The sequence below is a fragment of the Amycolatopsis circi genome (assembly GCF_003385235.1).
GTDB lineage: Bacteria > Actinomycetota > Actinomycetes > Mycobacteriales > Pseudonocardiaceae > Amycolatopsis > Amycolatopsis circi.
Genome location: NZ_PQIA01000166.1, coordinates 1 through 17738, shown reverse-complemented (window position 1 = coordinate 17738; position 17738 = coordinate 1). Strand labels below are relative to the sequence as shown.

Annotated in this window: 17 protein-coding genes and 3 pseudogenes; 11 read left to right on the top strand and 9 right to left on the bottom strand. The window is 69.6% G+C overall.

Going from position 1 to position 17738, the window contains the following annotated elements; translation table 11 throughout:
* The coding region (locus D0D37_RS47640; protein WP_208720487.1) for a hypothetical protein at nt 1-187 on the bottom strand (187 nt) is incomplete at its 3' end.
* 91 nt (nt 188-278) lie between these two features.
* On the opposite strand from D0D37_RS47640, the gene D0D37_RS41130 reads away from it, so the two are divergent.
* The gene (locus tag D0D37_RS41130) at nt 279-1751 is read left to right on the top strand and encodes a DUF4153 domain-containing protein (RefSeq protein ID WP_116205984.1); all 1473 of its coding nucleotides are present in this window, start codon (nt 279-281) and stop codon (nt 1749-1751) included.
* An 18-nt stretch (nt 1752-1769) separates the two neighbouring features.
* Here D0D37_RS41130 and D0D37_RS41125 read toward each other — a convergent pair whose 3' ends face one another.
* From D0D37_RS41125 to D0D37_RS41115, 3 genes are all read right to left on the bottom strand, one after another.
* Complete coding sequence (locus D0D37_RS41125) at nt 1770-2621, bottom strand: nucleotide exchange factor GrpE (protein WP_244223858.1); 852 nt, start codon at nt 2619-2621, stop codon at nt 1770-1772.
* 154 nt (nt 2622-2775) lie between these two features.
* Nucleotides 2776-3147 carry an SSI family serine proteinase inhibitor gene (locus tag D0D37_RS41120; protein ID WP_116205982.1) on the bottom strand — a complete coding sequence of 124 codons (372 nt, stop codon included), beginning with the start codon at nt 3145-3147 and terminating at the stop codon, nt 2776-2778.
* Nucleotides 3148-3175: 28 nt separating this feature from the next.
* On the bottom strand, nt 3176-4822 hold the full coding sequence (locus tag D0D37_RS41115; protein ID WP_116205981.1) for a PucR family transcriptional regulator: 1647 nt from the start codon (nt 4820-4822) through the stop codon (nt 3176-3178).
* A 130-nt stretch (nt 4823-4952) separates the two neighbouring features.
* Here D0D37_RS41115 and D0D37_RS41110 point away from each other — a divergent pair, with 130 nt between their 5' ends.
* Entirely contained in the window at nt 4953-6446 is a 1494-nt protein-coding gene (locus D0D37_RS41110) for a CoA-acylating methylmalonate-semialdehyde dehydrogenase (protein WP_116205986.1), read from the top strand.
* 7 nt (nt 6447-6453) lie between these two features.
* Here D0D37_RS41110 and D0D37_RS41105 read toward each other — a convergent pair whose 3' ends face one another.
* Genes D0D37_RS41105 through D0D37_RS41085 form a run of 5 tightly spaced genes read right to left on the bottom strand, consistent with a single transcriptional unit; the run spans nt 6454 to nt 9599 of the window.
* Nucleotides 6454-6966 (bottom strand): hypothetical protein, encoded by a 513-nt coding sequence (locus D0D37_RS41105; RefSeq protein WP_116205980.1) that lies wholly within the window; start codon nt 6964-6966, stop codon nt 6454-6456.
* Nucleotides 6963-7541 (bottom strand): hypothetical protein, encoded by a 579-nt coding sequence (locus tag D0D37_RS41100; protein WP_116205979.1) that lies wholly within the window; start codon nt 7539-7541, stop codon nt 6963-6965. The genes D0D37_RS41105 and D0D37_RS41100 overlap by 4 nt, the downstream gene beginning before the upstream one ends.
* A complete protein-coding gene (locus D0D37_RS41095) occupies nt 7538-8764 on the bottom strand; it encodes a PPE domain-containing protein (RefSeq protein WP_116205978.1) in 1227 nt (408 codons plus the stop codon). The genes D0D37_RS41100 and D0D37_RS41095 overlap by 4 nt, the downstream gene beginning before the upstream one ends.
* Entirely contained in the window at nt 8761-9084 is a 324-nt protein-coding gene (locus D0D37_RS41090; RefSeq protein ID WP_116205977.1) for a type VII secretion target, read from the bottom strand. The genes D0D37_RS41095 and D0D37_RS41090 overlap by 4 nt, the downstream gene beginning before the upstream one ends.
* On the bottom strand, nt 9084-9599 hold the full coding sequence (locus tag D0D37_RS41085) for a YbaB/EbfC family nucleoid-associated protein (protein ID WP_116205985.1): 516 nt from the start codon (nt 9597-9599) through the stop codon (nt 9084-9086). Before D0D37_RS41085 ends, D0D37_RS41090 begins: the two co-directional genes overlap by 1 nt.
* Before the next feature lie 221 nt (nt 9600-9820).
* Between D0D37_RS41085 and hrcA the strand changes: the two genes are divergently transcribed.
* The 9 genes and pseudogenes from hrcA (at nt 9821) to D0D37_RS41050 (ending at nt 17723) form a co-directional block, all read left to right on the top strand.
* A complete protein-coding gene (gene hrcA / locus D0D37_RS41080; RefSeq protein WP_116205976.1) occupies nt 9821-10846 on the top strand; it encodes a heat-inducible transcriptional repressor HrcA in 1026 nt (341 codons plus the stop codon).
* Between the two features lie 41 nt (nt 10847-10887).
* A complete protein-coding gene (gene dnaJ, locus D0D37_RS41075; protein ID WP_116205975.1) occupies nt 10888-12051 on the top strand; it encodes a molecular chaperone DnaJ in 1164 nt (387 codons plus the stop codon).
* Between the two features lie 2 nt (nt 12052-12053).
* Nucleotides 12054-12806 (top strand): 16S rRNA (uracil(1498)-N(3))-methyltransferase, encoded by a 753-nt coding sequence (locus D0D37_RS41070; RefSeq protein WP_116205974.1) that lies wholly within the window; start codon nt 12054-12056, stop codon nt 12804-12806.
* A 418-nt stretch (nt 12807-13224) separates the two neighbouring features.
* On the top strand, nt 13225-13602 hold the full coding sequence (locus D0D37_RS41065) for a histidine triad nucleotide-binding protein (RefSeq protein ID WP_116205973.1): 378 nt from the start codon (nt 13225-13227) through the stop codon (nt 13600-13602).
* 93 nt (nt 13603-13695) lie between these two features.
* A pseudogene (locus tag D0D37_RS48320) lies at nt 13696-14427 on the top strand (PhoH family protein); the annotation flags it as partial.
* Nucleotides 14416-15240: pseudogene (locus D0D37_RS48690) on the top strand (LAGLIDADG family homing endonuclease); the annotation flags it as partial. The pseudogenes D0D37_RS48320 and D0D37_RS48690, both read left to right, overlap by 12 nt.
* A 267-nt stretch (nt 15241-15507) precedes the next feature.
* A pseudogene (locus D0D37_RS48310) lies at nt 15508-15840 on the top strand (PhoH family protein); the annotation flags it as partial.
* A complete protein-coding gene (gene ybeY / locus D0D37_RS41055) occupies nt 15837-16388 on the top strand; it encodes an rRNA maturation RNase YbeY (protein ID WP_116205971.1) in 552 nt (183 codons plus the stop codon). The pseudogene D0D37_RS48310 and the gene ybeY, both read left to right, overlap by 4 nt.
* 9 nt (nt 16389-16397) lie before the next feature.
* Nucleotides 16398-17723, top strand: coding sequence for a hemolysin family protein (locus tag D0D37_RS41050; protein ID WP_116205970.1), 1326 nt, complete (start codon nt 16398-16400; stop codon nt 17721-17723).
* The last annotated feature ends 15 nt before the right edge of the window (nt 17724-17738 follow it).

The window sequence follows — 17738 nt, the reverse complement described above, 5'->3', positions numbered from 1 at the left end:
TTGTTTTTTTTTTTTCAAGCAGAAGACGGCATGCGAGTACAGCCTCGGTTTCGGTGGCTCGGATATGTGTATAAGAGGCGGTCTCGGCGCTGCGGATGCGCTGCCGGGGCCGCGATGATCGGGGAAACAGCGGCTGGTCGGGTGCCCGCTGAGGTCGGTGGTTGATCGCGGCGGTCGACTGGGCCACGCGCCTCCGCTGAAGCACTCCAGCACTTGCTCATTTCGCTTTCTGGGGAGCGGAATTCCGTTCGGTGTTTGCTAATGCGAAGAGGAGTTTCATGTCCGAACACGTCGAAGTCCGGCCCGCACACGCCGTTCCGCCGGGGATTGTGCTGATCGACCAGCGGCCTTCGGGACCGCGTCCGTTGTTCGCCCGGGCCGAGGCGGCGGTGCCGGGCGGGGCGAGGCTGGCGGCAGTCGCGGTCGCGGTGGTCGCCGCGGTGCTGGTGCCGGTCGACCGGCCCGGGATCGGATGGGTGGTGTCGGCGGCGCTGGCGGGCATCGCGGTGCTGGTCGTGCGGGTGGGACCGGGCCTGCGGTGGCGTCGCGCGGGATGGGGAGTGCTGGCGATCGCGTTGCTGGGCGTCGGAGCGGTGCGGGCGGCGGACTGGTTGTTCGTGCTGTGCGTGCTGGCGGCGGGAGTCGCGGCGTCGCTCGCGGTGGTCGGTCGGCGGACCGTGCACGGCACCACCTACGACGCCCTCGCGATTCCCCTCGAAGCCTTCCGCGCGGTGCCGTGGGTCCTTCGCCGCGCCCGGCGTTCAGGACGGAGTCAGACGCGGGTTTTCGCGGCGGTGCTGGTGTCCGCGCTGGTGGTGGTCGTGTTCCTCCCGCTGCTGATCAGCGCGGACGCGAACTTCGCGCACTTCGTCGGCGACCTCGTCCCGACCGTGCGCCCTGATTCGGCCTTCCAGTGGGCGTTGGTGTTCGCCGTGACCTTCGGCGGCACTGCCGGTGCCTTTCTGATCTCCGCGGATCCCTTGCCGGAGCGGGAAAACCGGACGTCCACGATGGGCGACCGGCTACTGTGGACGGCGGCGTTGGCAACGCTCGCGTTCCTGTTCACCGTCTACGTCCTGGTACAGGCGGTAGCCCTTTTCGGCGGCACGGGCTACGTCCTCCGCACCGACGGCCTCACCTCGGCGGACTACGCCCGCGGCGGGTTCTGGCAGCTCTGCGCTTGCACGGTCCTGACGCTCGGCATCATCGCCGCGGCACTGCGCTGGGCCCCGAAAACCAGCCGCGCCGACCGGATCCTGTTGCGTGCGCTGCTCGGCGCCTTGGCGGTGCTGAGCCTGGTGCTGGTGCTGTCGGCGTTGAGTCGCATGTGGACTTACCAGGAGGCTTACGGGTTCACCGTGCTGCGCCTGGTGGTCGAGGTGTGCGAGATCTGGCTGGGCGTGGTCTTCCTGCTGACGGTCGCGACGCTGGGCACGCTCCGCGCCGCCTGGCTGCCCCGCGCGGCGATCGCGACCGGGGCACTGGCACTGCTGGGACTGGCCGCGGCGAACCCGGAAGCCTTGATCGCCGACGCCAACCTGGACCGGGCGGTGCACGGCAAGCCGCTGGATGTCCGCTATCTGAGCCGGTTCTCCGCGGATGTGGCCCCGGTGGTGGCGCAGCGCCGCCCCGACGCGGCCTGCCTGCTGCGCCCGATCGCCGGGTCTCTCGCCGACGACGCTTGGCCTGCCTGGAACTTGAGCCGTTCCCGGGCCCGGGAGATCGTCCGGGCGCAGGCCCCGTGCGCATGACGGGGCCCGCGCCGGGCTTCACTCCCGCGGCACGGTCAGCCGCCAGTCGAGCACCGGGTTTTCGTCCTCCGGGAGGTGCTCGGAGCGGATCACCGCGCAGCGATGGCGCACCAGGTCGCGGCGCTCCGCCGGGGTCAGCTCCACATCGCTGAACGGGCTTTCCTCGTCGATGTCGACGTTCGCGTCGACGTTGAACCGGTAGTCGTCCGCGGTCAGGTAGTCGCGGCGGAAAGCCGTCCTCCATTGCGAATTGTGCCCCCAGCCGAGCGATCCGTCGTTGGTCGGCCGATGGCGGCGGAGGAACGTATCCTCCAGCATCGACCGGTCCGCGATCCCGGCTGTCGCGCGGCGTTCCCCGGCCCGCACGGCGACACCTGCGCGGCCGAACAGCAACTCGCCGAACATCAGGCACGGCCACCGTTCGGCGACGATCTCGATCGGCGCGTCCGGATCATCGCTCTGCTCGACGGCCGCGATCTCGTGGAAGAACGGATCGAACCGCGCGACTTCCACCCGCCGCAGGCCCAGCGCGGAGAGAAAGCCGAAGTACTCCTCCGCGGTGACGCGCACGTCGTGCTCGGGCAGGTGCAATTGGTGCGCCCAAGGCGTTGTGGTTCCGGCCGGAAGGCCGGGCTGGAAGCCCAGCAACAGGAGATCGCTGATCCGGCTGAGCGCGTACGCTTGCTCGAGCAGGTCGCCCCAGACGTATTCCGTCCGCTGCCATTCTCCGCAGACCGCCAGCGGCGCGAGCAACTCGCGCGCGGCGGCCGCGTGCTCGTCGAGCCACGGGGAAAGCACGTCGGTGAACAACGCCGGGCCGGGGTGTTCGCGCACAACGTGGTACAGCTCGCGGAACGTCGTCGGGGTCATCACGACGGCGCAGCCTACGCAGGATCGCGGCGGCTCCGTATCGAATTATCCGGTGCGGCAACCGATTCCGACTCGGTCGGCGGGAAGCGGCCCGGTGGCGCGGCGGCGTCCGCCGTTCGCGCTCGCCGGACCGAGAGGCGGGGGAAGCCGCGGCCTAAAGCGCGAACACCCCGTTCGACTGGCTGTCCGCCGCGCACTTGTTCGGGTACGTCGCCCGGTAGGTCACCGGCGTGCCCCGCCAGCTGCCCAGTGCCGTGACGTCCACGGGGGAGTAGATCATCGTGCATTTCTGCCGATGCGGGGCGATCCGGGCGAAATCGCCGTCGACCGCGGTGAGGGTCGCGCAGGCGGTGTCGCGGTGGCGGTGCGTGCCGCCGGTGGGGTCGCAGGTCAGGGACGCGCTCGTGACGCGCCCGGAAGTCTCGTGCACGGTCACCTGCAGCACGGACTCCGGGACGTGCGGCGCGGCCACGCCGCCGAGTCCGATCAGCGCAGCGGCGACCGGAGCGAAGGAAGAGAACACCATACGAGGGATATCGGCTCGCCGGACCCGATCACTGTGCTCCTCGTCCGGGTAGGCTTTCCTCGCTCGGACGGGTGGCGGCGCCGAGGTCGTGCGCGAGTAATGCCACGTACAGCGACAGCATCGACTCCGGATCTTCCAGTCGCACTCCCAGCACCTGTTCGATGCGGGCGAGTTGCTGGTAGTACGCCGTCCGCGAGGTGTGGGCGGCGACGGCTGCGGCGGACTTGTTGCCGCCGTGCGCGCAGTAGTGCCGCAGTGCCGGAACTAGTCGACTGCCGGAGGCGGCGTCGCGTTCTAAGAGCGGGCCCAACTCTCGCGCGGCGAAGGCGTGTACGCGCTCGTCGTCGGCGAGAAGGTGCAGCAGGCCGCGAAGCCGAACATCCTTGAGACGGTGCAACAGTTGGCCGTCGTCCTCGTCGAGGGCGGCGGCAGCGACATGCGCGGCTTCGACCAAAGTGCGTTGTGCCTCAGCGGCTCCCGTGACAGTCGTGCCTACGCCGAGAGCGGCGGGGGCGGAGGCGCGCGCGTCGTGGATGTCGGCGGCTAGGCGCTGAAGCACGGCGTCGGCGTTAGCTTCCGGCGAGAGCGCAAGAAGCGCGCGTACGGCCGTCTCGTCCGTCGACACCAGCGCGGACACCTTCGCCCGGCGCGTCGCGAGTGCGGTCGCTTCGGCCAGTTCGCGCAACAGCGGTGGCGTAGACAGCGTCTGTCGCGTCGTCGCGGTGATGCGCGGCCGTACTGCGAGGCCGACCAACTGTCGTCCGGTCAGCGGCACGGCGAGCGCGGAAGAGCGCGCGAGGATTTCTGCGGTCGGTGCGGGCGAATTCAGCAGTTCGGTCAAGACCGCGCGGTGCGCTTGCCGTTCGAGGGTGTCGGAGTCACGCGCAACGAGGCGGTGCACCGCGAGCGCAGACGCGGCTCGTTCGGCGACCACCTGGTACCGGTGCGGCGGCGGTTCGGCGCACACCAGGACGAGCCGTCCCCAGTCGTGTCCGCGCGCGCCGACCACGGTGACCAGCCAGCCCGCCGCCGAGTGGTAGCCGGTGCGCTCGCCGACCTGCACCACCCGCGACCGCGCCGGCCAGCCGATCAGCAGTTCACCCGGATCTGTGCCCGCCGTGTCGTAGGCGAGGACTTCGTGTTCCAGCGTCTCCAGCACGACCGGCTGTTCGGTCAACCGCGCCACCTCGGCCAACACCGCAGCAGGCTCGGCACCGGCGACAGTCAGCGACGTGAACGTTTCATGCACCCGCTCCGCCGCCCGAAGCTCGGCGAGCTGCGCGTCCACGATCATGCCGTTCACTGCCTCGGTCACCGCGACATAGCGCGTCTCGCGCGACAGCGTCACCAGCGGCAATCCACGCTGCTCGGCCGCGGTGACGAGGGCGCGCGGCAGCCGGTCGTTCCAGTGCCGCACCAGCTCGACCACCAGGCCCGCGACGCCCACTTCGGCGAGGTCGGCGACGTACCGGGTCAGCGTCGCGTCGTCATCGGGGAGCGCGACGCCGGTGGTGAGCACGAGTTCTCCGCCGCGCAGCAGGTGCGCGATGTCGGCGACCTCGGCCGCGTGCGCCCAGCGCACCCGCCGTTCGAGGCCCGTGCTGCCCGCGACCACGCGCGGACAGCCCTGACGCAGCACCGGCAACGCGAGCGCCTCGGCGACGGTCGGGTACATCGGTCTCCCTTGCTGGCTGGCAGGGCACAGACTGTACGGCGGAGAGGGGTAGTCCGTACACGTTGTCGATGGCGGACCCGGGCGCTTCGCCCGGAGACTCGTGGGCACCCGACCGGAAGGAGCGGACGTCGTGACCGACCGCATCAGCCATTGGATCGACGGCAAGCCGGTCGTCGGCACCGGACGCACCGGCGACGTGTACGACCCGGCGACCGGCCAGGTCAGCGCGCAGGTGGACTTCGCCGGACCGGGCGAGGTGGAGCAAGCCGTGGCCGCGGCGACCGCAGCGTTGCCGGGCTGGCGGGGCACGTCGCTCGCCGGGCGCACGCGCGTGTTGTTCGCCTTCCGCGAGTTGCTCCAGGCGCGCAAACACGAACTGGCGAAGATCGTGACAAGCGAGCACGGCAAGGTCGAATCGGACGCGGCGGGCGAGGTCGCGCGCGCGATCGAGAACGTCGAGTACGCATGCGGCGCGGCGCAAATGCTCAAGGGCGGGTTCAGCGAGAACGCCTCCACCGGCGTCGACGTCTACTCGATCGCGCAGCCGCTCGGGGTGGTCGGCGTGATCTCGCCGTTCAACTTCCCCGCGATGGTGCCGCTTTGGTTCGTGCCGAACGCGCTGGCGTGCGGCAACACCGTCGTGCTCAAGCCGAGCGAGAAAGACCCGTCCGCCGCGCTGTTCATCGCCGAACTGCTCGCCGAAGCGGGCCTGCCGTCCGGCGCGTTCAACGTGCTGCAGGGCGACAAAGTGGCGGTCGACGGACTGCTCGCGCATCCGGACGTCAAGGCGATCTCCTTCGTCGGCTCCACTCCGATCGCGCGCTACGTCTACGAAACCGGCACCAGCCACGGAAAACGCGTGCAGGCGCTCGGCGGGGCGAAGAACCACATGATCGTGCTGCCGGACGCCGACCTCGACCTGGCCGCGGACGCCGCCGTGTCCGCCGGTTTCGGCTCGGCGGGGGAGCGGTGCATGGCGGTGTCAGTGGTGGTCGCCGTCGAGCCGATCGCGGACGAACTGGTGGCCAAAATCGTTGACCGGATGCGAAAACTGCGCGTCGGCGACGGACGCAAACCGTCGTCGGAGATGGGACCGCTGGTCACCAGGGCACACCACGAGCGCGTTTCGTCCTATGTGGACACCGGGGTAGCCGAAGGCGCGGAACTGGTGATGGACGGCCGGGGCGTGGAAGCAGACGGCTCGGACGACGGATTCTGGCTTGGCCCCACGCTTTTCGACCGCGTCACGCCCAGCATGGCGGTGTACACCGACGAAATCTTCGGACCAGTGCTGTCCGTCGCGCGAACGACGAGCTTCGACGACGCGCTCGCGCTCATCAACGCCAACCCGTACGGCAACGGAACCGCCATCTTCACCGGCGACGGACGGGCGGCGCGGCGCTTCCAGAACGAGGTCGAAGTGGGCATGGTGGGCGTCAACGTGCCCATCCCGGTGCCGGTCGGCTACTACTCCTTCGGCGGCTGGAAAGACTCCCTGTTCGGCGACACGCACGCGTACGGGCCGGAGGGATTCCACTTCTTCACGCGGACGAAGGTGGTGACGTCCCGTTGGCCGGACACCTCGCACGCGGGGGTGAACTTGGGGTTCCCGAAGAACTCCTGACCCGGGTTCACCACACGCCGTTCTCGCCGACGATGCTCGCCACCGTGCCGCTGTTCCCGAACAGGCACACCGCGATGACCCGCTCGGCGGCCAGCCGCTTCCCGCGGCCCGGACTGACGGTGTGGGTGCGGCCGCCCACGCGGAGCTGCCATTTTTCAGTGGTGCCCGGCCCTCGCGGGGTGTGCTTGAACCCGACCGGATAGCCGTCGGTGATCGGGCCGGCGCCGAAATCGTGCGCCGGCCCGGGAAGGACTGTCAGCGGCGCGCGGAAGTCGGCGATCTCCCGCAGGCTGAACCGGATCGCCAGCACGAGGATGACAACGGTGACCCCCACCGCCCACAACGCGGACGTGGTGAAGCCCGACTTGACCACCGCGACGATCGAGATCGCCACCTCGATCGCGACGAACCCCCAGACTGCCCGGAAGAGGCAGCCGAGCGCCTCGCCGCGCTGGCTCGGATGCGTCCTCCCGGCGAGGTTGGCGGCGGCGACCTCGCCGGGATCGGCCTTCGCGGTCACGCCGCGACCACGTTGACCAGGATTTTGCTGCGCGGAGTGAGGATCGCGGCGTTGGTGCGGCTGCCGAGCACCCGCTGCCGCATGTCGTAATCGAGCCGGTGGGACTTCCCCTGCACGACGAAATAGGTGAACGTCATCCGCTCGGTGACCTCGTACATGTACATCGCGTGCTGTCCGCCGGACGGTGCCTTGTGCACGTGGCCATAGTCGTACGTCCAACCGGGGACTACGTCGAGCTTGCCGCTGCGCACTTCCGCCAGCCGCCGCCAGATAAGTCGCCCGGGGAACACCGCGAGCACCAGGAAGAACACCGTCAGGAGATACACCTGCCAGTTCAGCGACCAGTACGACACCGGCGGCAAACCGGCGTCGGTGTGCAATTCGTTCAAGCCCCGCACTTCGTCGCTGCTCACTCCGATGCCGATCGGTGCCATGACCGCGGCGGCCACGAACAGGATGATCCACACGACCGCCATCGAGAAGCCCGCGTTCAGGACCATTGTCCGCTGGGACGGATGCAGCCTGCCTTCCCGGTTGGCCTGATCGGCGGCTGCCTGCACGGTTTCGCTGCTCACTCTCCCGTGCCGCCTTCGCCGCCGCCGGAGCCGCCCTCGGCCTTCTCGTGCTCCTTTTTGTAGGCCTCGGAGCCTTCGGCGTACCGGTCGTACTGCTCGTTCTCCTGCCGCCTGGCTTCCGCTCCGACTCCGGCGATGTCGGCGGTGGTCAACGCCGGGGCTCCGTCGCCTTCGCGCCACTTCTTCTGGTTCAGCACGCCGCGCCCGTCCTCGGAGTAGGTATCGCCGGCGTGTTCGAAATGTTCGCGCCCGGGCACCTTCTTTTTGGCGTTGTCGGTCCAGCGTTCGGCCTTGTCCGCGGCGCTCTCGGCCTTGCCTGCCTGCTTGAGGTCGCCGGCCTTCTTCTCGAGCCCGGCAGCGATGTCGACGCTCTTGTCGGTCACTTTGCCCGCGGCCTTGCCGACCTTGCGCAGCGCGTTCGCCGCCTGCTCGATCGCGGCCTTCGACTTGCCCGCGCTCTCCGCGAGCTTGTCCAGCTTCTCCACGACCTTCGCGATCCGGGTGCCGATCTTCTCCGCCAGGATCCCGCCCTCGACGACGGTGTCGGCGATGAACGCGGCCACTGTCCCGCCGAAGGTGCACCACGACGACGCCAGCGCGGCGATGCCCTTGATGATCAGTTCGCCCACGAACGACGAGATCATGTCGCGAATGAGCCCGCGCTCCGTGCCGACCAGGGCGGCGGCGATGTTCATCCCGGTGGACGCGCTGCTCGCGTGCCCGGCCGCGCCCCGGAGAGTGTCCGCGTAGCCCTTCGCGGTCTTCTGGTACGCCTCCCCGCCCTGGCCCTGGAAGCTCGGGGAGACCTTGCCCGCGGCCTGCTCGTACTGGTCCGCGCTCTCGTTGAGCTGCTTCGAGATGTTCGACCAGGTCACTGCCTTGGCGGTGACGGCCTCCGGGTTGCCCGCGAGCTGGTCGAGACCTTCCTTGAGGAAGCTGATGTGCTCGATCAGCCAGCCGACGCCGGCGCTGGCCAGCGTGCCGAGCGGGTCCATCGCCGCGCCGAGCAGGTCGAGGCCGTCGGTGGCGACGTCGACGCCGAAGTTGCCCCAGTCGCCGTGCCGGGCGTCGGTGAGCGTCGCCGCGACGTCGTTGAGCATGCCGGAGCCGGAGGTCTGGGCGTTGAGGTTGTCCAGCTCGTTCGAGGAGGACCCCATGTTCGTGGTCAGGCCGCTCGGCGACTCCGACTTCGCTACCAGCGGGTTTTCCTGCGTCTCGGTCATTCCGGCAGCTCCTTGCCGAGGCCGTTGATGTGGCCGACGGTCTGCTTCTCGTGGTTGTCGTAGTGATCGTGAGCCTGCTGCAGGCGATCGGCGATGTCGTCGGCCGTGTCCGCCACGTCCTTGACGAACGAGGTCGCGATCGACATCCAGATCTGCAGCGGCATCGCGAAGACCTGGCCGACGAGGCCGAACGCGTCGTCGCCGAACGACTGGCCGGACTCGGTCGCCTGCGCCGCGGTGTGCACGCCGGCCGCGATGTTCTCGACCTCGCCCTTGTGCTCGCGCAGCGCCGGAAGGTCGACTTTCGATCCGTCTGCCATCAGTTCCTCCCCAGGAACGAGCCGCCGCTGTAGTAGTCGTCGTCATCGGTCGGGTCAGCCGCCGGGCGAGCGGGCCGGGCTGGCGGTGCGGGCGGGGCCGCGGGCCGGACGGGCGGCGGTGCGGCGGAATCGTCCTGCGCGTCGAAGAATTGCGGCTGCGGCGTCGAAGGCGGGGCCGGTTCCTCCGGAACTTCCGGTTCCGGGATCTGTTCTTCGAGGAATTTCATCGCGTCGCTGTGCTCGCCGATCACCGGAGCCATGATCGCGGTCAGCTGCTGCGCCGCCTGGGCCTGGGCGCGCCGTGCGGTGGCCAGCACGGCGGCGGCGAGCGCGGCGCGCGGCATCTCGTCCGCGCGGGAGCCGAACTGGAGTTCCTGCAGCGCACCGGCAGTGTTGACAGTCGCGGTGACCGCGCCGTCCTGGCTCGTCGCGGTCGCCGACACGTGCTTCAGCCGCTCCTGCGCCTCGGCGGCCCGCTGCCGGATTTCGGCGATTTCGGGAGAAAGTGCGTTCATGTCGGCCACTGCTTTCGGGTCGAGTGGTTCACAGTCTTTCTGAGGCAGAAAACCGGGTTCCGGTTCCCGGTGCAAGCGAAGATCCCAGTTGCCCGGTTCGTCGCGATTAAAAATTGTTTGCCTGCCTTTTACCCGGGGCGGTCCGGACCGGAGGGGGCGCCGGGCACTGCCGGGTCCGTAAACTCGTTGTGAGTACCAGGAGGACCGCGAAGGAGGTGCCGGTGGCGAACACGGACGAGCGACGCTTCGAGGTGCTGCGCGCGATCGTCGCCGACTACGTCTCGAACCAGGAGCCGGTCGGGTCGAAGTCGATCGTCGAGCGGCACAACCTCGGCGTTTCCAGTGCCACCGTGCGCAACGACATGGCCGCCCTGGAGGAAGAGGGGTACATCGCCCAGCCGCACACCAGCGCCGGGCGGATCCCCACCGACAAGGGGTACCGGCTGTTCGTCGACCGGCTGTCGGAGGTCAAGCCGCTGTCGAGCGCCGAGCGGCGCGCGATCACCAGCTTCCTCGACTCCGGCACCGACCTCGACGACGTGCTGCGCCGGTCGGTCCGGCTGCTCGCGCAGCTCACCCGCCAGGTCGCGGTGGTGCAGTACCCGATGCTGACCAACACCGTGGCGCGCCACCTCGAAGTGGTCCCGCTCACGCCCGCGCGGCTGATGCTGGTGCTGATCACCGACTCCGGCCGCGTCGACCAGCGCACCGTCGACCTCGGCGACGTGGTCACCGAGGAGACCGTGCTGCGGCTGCGCACCGTGCTCAACGGCGCGCTCGCCGGGCGGCGCCTCGCCGACGCCGCGGCGAACGTGGCCGAGCTGCCCGAGGCCGCTCCGGCGGACCTGCGCGACCACCTCACCCGGATCTGCACCATGCTGGTCGAATCGCTGGTCGAGCACCCGGAAGAGCGGATCGTGCTCGGCGGCACCGGCAACCTCACCCGCAACGTCGCGGACTTCCCCGGTTCGCTGCGCCAGGTGCTCGAAGCGCTCGAGGAACAGGTGGTGGTGCTGAAGCTGCTCGCGGCGGCCCGCAACCCCGGTGCGGTCACCGTGCTCATCGGTGAGGAAAATGAAGACGAGCAGATGCGCAGCACCTCGGTCGTGTCCATCGGCTACGGCCGGGACGACATGCTGCTCGGGGGAATGGGCGTCGTCGGGCCGACCAGGATGGACTACCCCGGCACGATCGCGGCGGTCCGCGCGGTCGCCAACTACGTGGGGCAGATCCTGTCCGGCCGCTGACCGGCGGCGGGGGCGGAAGACGAAGGAGAAGGCAGAGCAACGTGGCGAGGGACTACTACGGGATCCTCGGGGTGGCCAAGAACGCGAGCGATCAGGAGATCAAGCGCGCGTACCGCAAGCTGGCCCGTGAACTGCACCCCGACGTGAACCCGTCGGAGGACGCCCAGCACCGCTTCGGCGAGGTGACCACCGCGTACGAGGTGCTCTCCGATCCGCAGAAGCGCAAGATCGTCGACCTCGGCGGCGACCCGATGGACGGGGGCGGCCGCGGCGGAGGCGGCGGCGATCCGTTCGCGGGCTTCGGCGGGCTCGGCGACATCATGGACGCGTTCTTCGGCGCCGCCGGCGGAGGCGGCGGTCGGGGACGGGGGCCGCGCAGCCGCGTGCAGCCCGGCTCCGACGCGCTGATCCGGCTCGGCCTCACCCTCGAGGAGTGCGCGACCGGCGTCGACCGCGAGATCACCGTCGACACCGCGATCGTCTGCGACCTGTGCCGCGGCGCGGGAACCGCCGAGGGCACCAGCACCAAGACCTGCGACACCTGCGGCGGGGCCGGCGAGGTCCAGTCCGTCCAGCGGTCGTTCCTCGGCCAGGTCGTCACCGCGCGCCCGTGCCCGGTGTGCCGCGGCTTCGGCGAGGTCATCCCCGACCCGTGCCGCCAGTGCGGCGGCGACGGCCGGATCCGGTCGCGGCGCGGCGTCACCGCGAAGATCCCGCCCGGCGTCGGCGACGGCATGCGGATCCGGCTGTCCGGCCAGGGCGAGGTCGGCCCCGGCGGCGGCCCGGCGGGCGACCTCTACGTCGAGATCGACGAGGCCCCGCACGAGGTGTTCGTCCGCGAGGGCAACGACCTGCACTGCAACTTCCGGATCCCGATGACCACCGCGGCGCTCGGCGCGACGGTCCCGATCACCACGCTGGTCGACGGCGACTACGAACTCGACATCGAAGCCGGCACCCAGCCCAGCACCGAACTGGTGCTCACCGGCAAGGGCATGCCGCGGCTGCGCTCGTCCGGCCGCGTCGACGGCCGCGGCGACCTGCACGTCCACATCGACGTCGTGGTACCCACCAAGCTCGACGAGGCCCAGCGAGACCTGCTCGTCGACCTGGCCCAGCAGCGCGGCGAAGAAGTCCCGACCCTCGCCGCCAACGGCAGCAAGCACGGCGGCCTGTTCTCCAAGCTGCGCGCGAAGAACCGCTGACGGTGCCCGACACCACCCTGCCGGTCTTCCTCGCCCCGGCAGTGCCCGCCGAAGGCCGGGCGCTGCTCGACGGCGAGGAAGCCCGGCACGCGGCCACCGTCCGCCGGCTGCGCGTGGGGGAGCAGCTCGTGCTCTCCGACGGCGCCGGCGCGATGGCCCGCTGCGCCGTGGACGCCGTCGAAGCCGGCCGTGCGGCGACGGTCACCCTCACGGTCCTCGAGCGCTGGCAAGAGGAACCGCCCGCGCTGCGCGTCCACGTCGCCCAGGCGCTCGCCAAAGGCGACCGCGGGGAACTGGCCGTCGAACTGGCCACCGAAGCCGGCGCCGACGCGATCGTGCCCTGGCGCGCCGCCCGCAGCGTCGCCCGCTGGGACGACGGACCCCGCGGCGAGAAAGCACTCGCCCGCTGGCGCGCGACCGCCCGCTCCGCCGCGAAACAAGCCCGCCGCGCCCACGTGCCCGCCGTCGCCGAACCGGTCGGCACGCGCGAACTCGCGCAACTGGCCGCCACGATGTCCGCGACGCTCGTCCTCGAATCCGGCGTCACCAGCAGGCTTACTGACCTCGACCTGCCCGACGGAGGCGACATCCTCCTCGTCGTGGGACCCGAGGGCGGCATCACCGACGACGAACTCGCGGCCCTCGAAGAGGCCGGAGCCACCACGGTCCGGCTCGGCCCGACGGTTCTCCGCACGTCCACCGCGGCGGCCGTGGCATTGGGCGCGCTCGGCGTCCTCACCGGCCGCTGGCACTGACCCGAACCCGGAAAACCCGGCAGAACCCCTGAACATCCGCACCAGGTGATGGCGCGCCGCACCCCCGGCGGCTACTCTGCTTCGCAACGCGCGAAACACGAGGGTTTCAGCCCGCCCGCAGGCGGGCATTACTCTTGAGTACGAACCAGAACCCCGCCGGGCACCTCCCCCCTCGGTCCGGCGGAGCCGCGGCGGCGGTGGAGCGACCCCCAGGCTCCACCGCGCCGCGGCGTCTTCGTATCGCCTGGCGGCGATCCTTCGCCGCCGCGGTTCCGCTCATTACTCCCGGGGGGGCCGAGCCCCCGGACCCCCACGGTGCGGTGGTTGCCTCCCGTGCGTCCGTTGCGTTGGGTGCGTGCGGTGGTGGAGTTCCGTGCGTTGGTCGCCTTGGTGTGTTCGCTGTTTGTAGGGTGGGCGTATGAGTGATGCGGGTGGGGCGGAGACGTTGTTCGAGCGGATTATTGCTGGGGAGATTCCGGCTGACGTCGTGTATCAGGACGACGCTACGTTTGCGTTTCGGGACATCAATCCGCAGGCGCGGGTGCATGTGCTCGTGGTGCCTCGGAAGCGGTATCGGAATGTCGGGGAGCTTGCCGAGGCGGATCCGGGGTTGTTGTCCCGGGTGTTGTTGACGGCTCGCAAGGTGGCGGAGATCGAGGGGGTCTCCGCTAGTGGGTATCGGGTTGTGTTCAATACCGATGCTGATGCTGGGCAGACTGTGTTTCATGTGCATGCCCACGTGCTCGGTGGGGAGCAGTTGGGGTTGTTTGGGCGGCCGCAGGGCGGGGTGCACTGAAACCGGGCTGCGGGGCAGGGAGCAGGGCAAGTAGCATTCAAGGGTCCCTGTACCTTGACTTGCGAAGTGCGCAGAAAGCAGGACCGAGGCCACGTGGCCGGAACTGAGACGGGTGGAGCCGCCCGACCTGACAATCGGGTATCGGCCGAGGCAACCGCTGCCGGGGCGGCACAGGTTCGATTCCCCATCCCGGACGGGGCTCAGCTGAGCCTGCTGGGGTCGCGGGACGAGAATTTGCGGGTGGCCGAAGAGCTGCTGGCCGCTGACGTGCACGTGCGCGGCAACGAGGTCACGCTGACTGGCGCCGCGGCTGATGTGGCGTTCGCGGAGCGGGTGTTTACCGAGCTGGTGCAGCTTGCCGGTGGTGGGCAGCAGGTCGGGCCGGACACGGTGCGGCGGACTGTGGGGATGTTGTCCAGCGGCGACGCCTCGCCCGCGGAGGTGTTGAGTCTCAACATCGTGTCGCGGCGCGGCAAGACCATTCGGCCCAAGACGCTGAACCAGAAGCGGTACGTCGACGCGATCGACAAGCACACGATCGTCTTCGGGATCGGGCCCGCTGGTACGGGCAAGACGTATCTGGCGATGGCGAAAGCCGTGCAGGCGTTGCAGGCCAAGCAGGTTACGCGGATCGTGCTGACCCGCCCTGCGGTCGAGGCCGGCGAGCGGCTCGGGTACTTGCCGGGAACGCTCAACGAGAAGATCGACCCGTACCTGCGGCCGCTCTACGACGCGCTGCACGACATGGTCGAGCCGGAGTCGATTCCGCGGCTCATGCAGGCCGGCACGATCGAAATCGCACCGCTGGCCTATATGCGCGGTCGCGCTCAGCCGGTGGCCACGCCTGTGCTGACCCCGGACGGGTACCGGCCCATCGGGGAACTGCGAGTAGGCGACCTGGTGATCGGCTCGAACGGGGAGCCCACCCCTGTGCTCGGCGTCTACCCGCAAGGTGAAAAGGACATCTACCGGGTCACCGCGGGGGACGGTTCGTCCACGTTGTGCTGCGGCGAGCACTTGTGGGCAGTCAAGACCGCGTCGGACAAGCGGCGCGGCAAGCCGTGGCGAGTGCTCGAGACCAAGCAGATGATCGGCAAGCTTCGGGCGGCGCACGCGCGCCGGTATGAATTGCCGATGCTCAGCGCACCTGTCTGCCACCCGGAACGTGCCGTCCCGATGGATCCGTACGCGCTGGGCCTGCTGCTCGGGGACGGGTGTCTCACCGGTTCGACAACTCCGTCCTTCTCGACCGACGATCCCGAATTGGCTCTCGCGCTCGAAGCGGCCCTTCCCGGGACACTCACCACCCGCAAGAGCCGAGTCGACTACCTGCTCAACCGGGCCGGGCAGCCGGGCGACCTCGTCACCCTGGAGAACCCGGTCACCGCGGCGCTGCGAGCGCTGCGGTTGCTCGGCACCCGTTCGCATACCAAGTTCGTTCCTGAGCTTTACCTCCGGAACGCCGCTTCGGTGCGTCTCGCGGTGCTGCAGGGCTTGCTGGATTCCGACGGGGGGCCGGTCGGGCAGCGGGGCCGAACCTGCCGGATCCAGTACACGACGACTTCGCCGCGCCTCGCGGAAGGCGTGATCGAACTGGTGCGTTCGCTCGGCGGCACAGCCTATGTCCGAAACCGCGCCGCCGCTGGTCGCGCACCTGGGTGGGCGAAGGGACGGCCGGTCGAGCACCGGCATGACGCGTACGTCATCGACATCCGCCTTCCCGAAGGCGTCGAACCGTTCCGGCTCGCGCGCAAGCAGGAGCGTTACCGCGCGGCGGGCGGAGGCGGTCGTCCGATGCGGTTCATCGACAGCATCGAACCGGCAGGCCGGGCAGAAGCAGTGTGCATCCAGGTGGCAGCCGAGGACTCGCTGTACGTCACCGAGGACTATCTCGTCACTCACAACACCCTGAATGACGCCTTCATCATCCTCGACGAGGCGCAGAACACCACGCCCGAGCAGATGAAGATGTTCCTCACCCGCCTCGGATTCGGCGCGAAGATCGTCGTCACCGGCGACATCACCCAGATCGACCTCCCCGGCGGGCAGCGCAGCGGGCTCCGCGTCGTGCGCGACATCCTCGGCGGCGTCGAGGACCTGCACTTCGCCGAACTCACCAGCCAGGACGTCGTCCGGCACAAACTGGTCGGCGACATCGTCGAGGCGTACGAGAAGTGGCAGGCCGTGCAGGACGCGCAACAGCAGCAGAACGGCGGCTGGAAGGGCACCCGCCGATGAGCATCGAAATCGCCAACGAATCCGGCGTCGACGTCGACGAGGCGTCCATCGTCTCCGCCGCGCGCTACACCCTCGAGAAAATGGAGGTCAGCCCGCTCGCCGAGCTGTCCATCCTCTGCGTCACCCTCGAGGTGATGGAAGACCTCCACGAACGCTGGATGGACCTGCCCGGGCCCACCGACGTGATGGCCTTCCCGATGGACGAACTCGACTCCTCGCGCCGCCCCGACGCGCCCGACTCGTCCCCCGCGCTGCTCGGCGACATCGTGCTCTGCCCTGCCTTCGCGAAAGACCAGGCGAAAACCGCGGGCCACCGGCTGATCGACGAACTGCACCTGCTCACCGTCCACGGCTGCCTCCACCTCCTCGGCTACGACCACGCCGAGCCCGCCGAGGAACGCGAGATGTTCGGGCTGCAGAAGCGGATCCTCGGCGAGTTCCAGGCCGCGCTCGCGGCGCACCAGGCCCGCGACGCGCAGCGCGACGTCGACGACCGCGTGCTCGGCATCGCCGGGCTCGACGCGCCGCAGCCCGGGGAAGCGCCCTAGGCTCCGACGATGGGAAACCCCCCGGCACAGGTCGTCATCGCGGTGACGCTGGTGCTGCTCGCGGGCGTGTTCGCCGCCGCGGACGCCGCGGTCGGCACGGTGTCGCAAGCCCGGGTCGACGGCCTCGTCCGCAGCGGCCGCGTCGGAGCCCGCCAGCTCGCCGCGGTCGTCGCCGAGCGCCGCAGGCACATCAACCTGCTGCTCCTGCTGCGGCTCGTCTGCGAACTCACCGCCACGGTGCTGGTCACCGTGTCCTTCGTCGCCTGGTTCGACCGGCTGTGGCTCGCGATCCTGGTGTCCGCGGTCGTGATGGTCGTGGTCAGCTACGTCATCATCGGCGTCGGCCCGCGCACCATCGGCCGCCAGCACCCCTACCGCGTCGGCACGATCGTCGCGGGGCCGGTCCGCGTCCTCGGCACGGTCCTCGGCCCGCTGTCGCGGCTGCTGATCGTGCTCGGCAACGCGATCACCCCCGGCCGCGGCTTCCGCGAGGGCCCGTTCACCTCCGAAGTCGAACTGCGCGAACTGGTCGACCTCGCCCAGGAACGCGGCGTCGTCGAGGACTCCGAACGCGAGATGATCCACTCGGTGTTCGAACTCGGGGACACCGTCGCCCGCGAGGTCATGGTGCCGCGCACCGAAATCGTGTGGATCGAGCGCACCAAAACCGTGCGCCAGGCCCTCGCGCTCGCGCTGCGCACCGGTTTCACCCGCGTCCCGGTGATCGACGATTCGGTGGACGACATCGTCGGCGTGGCCAACATCAAAGACCTGATGTCCGAGTACATGGGCCCGGACGGCCCGAGCACGGTCGTCGACGCGGTGATGAACCCGGCGAGCTTCGTGCCCGACTCCAAGCGGCTCGACGAACTGCTCAAGGAAATGCAGCGCACGCACAACCACATGGCGATCGCGGTGGACGAGTACGGCGGCACCGCCGGCCTTCTTACCATCGAGGACATCCTCGAGGAGATCGTCGGCGAGATCACCGACGAATCCGACGCCGACGAGCGTCCCGAGGTCGAGGAACTGGAAGACGGCTCGGTCCGGGTGTCGTCCCGGCTCGGCGTCGACGACCTCGGCGAACTGTTCGGCATCGACCTCGAAGACCACGACGTGGAGACCGTGGGCGGGCTGCTCGCCGAGCGACTGGGTAGGGTCCCGCTGCCGGGGGCCGAAGCCGAGGTCGCCGGTCTTCGGCTGTTCGCCGAAGGGGGCAAGGACCGCCGCGGCCGGATGCGCATCACGTCCGTGGTCGTCCGGCCGTCCTCCGCGCGCCCGCGCACCTGCCCTTCCCCGCCCGAAGCGCACGACAGGCGAGTCGAACATGCCTGACCTCTACCCCGAGGA

What these genes read in the sequence shown, in the direction of transcription:
- D0D37_RS41130 (WP_116205984.1), top strand. Translation starts at nt 279, where the DNA reads ATGTCCGAACACGTCGAAGTCCGGCCCGCACACGCCGTTCCGCCGGGG.
- D0D37_RS41125 (WP_244223858.1), bottom strand. Translation starts at nt 2,621, where the DNA reads ATGACCCCGACGACGTTCCGCGAGCTGTACCACGTTGTGCGCGAACAC.
- D0D37_RS41120 (WP_116205982.1), bottom strand. Translation starts at nt 3,147, where the DNA reads ATGGTGTTCTCTTCCTTCGCTCCGGTCGCCGCTGCGCTGATCGGACTC.
- D0D37_RS41115 (WP_116205981.1), bottom strand. Translation starts at nt 4,822, where the DNA reads ATGTACCCGACCGTCGCCGAGGCGCTCGCGTTGCCGGTGCTGCGTCAG.
- D0D37_RS41095 (WP_116205978.1), bottom strand. Translation starts at nt 8,764, where the DNA reads ATGACCGAGACGCAGGAAAACCCGCTGGTAGCGAAGTCGGAGTCGCCG.
- D0D37_RS41090 (WP_116205977.1), bottom strand. Translation starts at nt 9,084, where the DNA reads ATGGCAGACGGATCGAAAGTCGACCTTCCGGCGCTGCGCGAGCACAAG.
- D0D37_RS41085 (WP_116205985.1), bottom strand. Translation starts at nt 9,599, where the DNA reads ATGAACGCACTTTCTCCCGAAATCGCCGAAATCCGGCAGCGGGCCGCC.
- D0D37_RS41065 (WP_116205973.1), top strand. Translation starts at nt 13,225, where the DNA reads ATGAGTGATGCGGGTGGGGCGGAGACGTTGTTCGAGCGGATTATTGCT.
- ybeY (WP_116205971.1), top strand. Translation starts at nt 15,837, where the DNA reads ATGAGCATCGAAATCGCCAACGAATCCGGCGTCGACGTCGACGAGGCG.
- D0D37_RS41050 (WP_116205970.1), top strand. Translation starts at nt 16,398, where the DNA reads ATGGGAAACCCCCCGGCACAGGTCGTCATCGCGGTGACGCTGGTGCTG.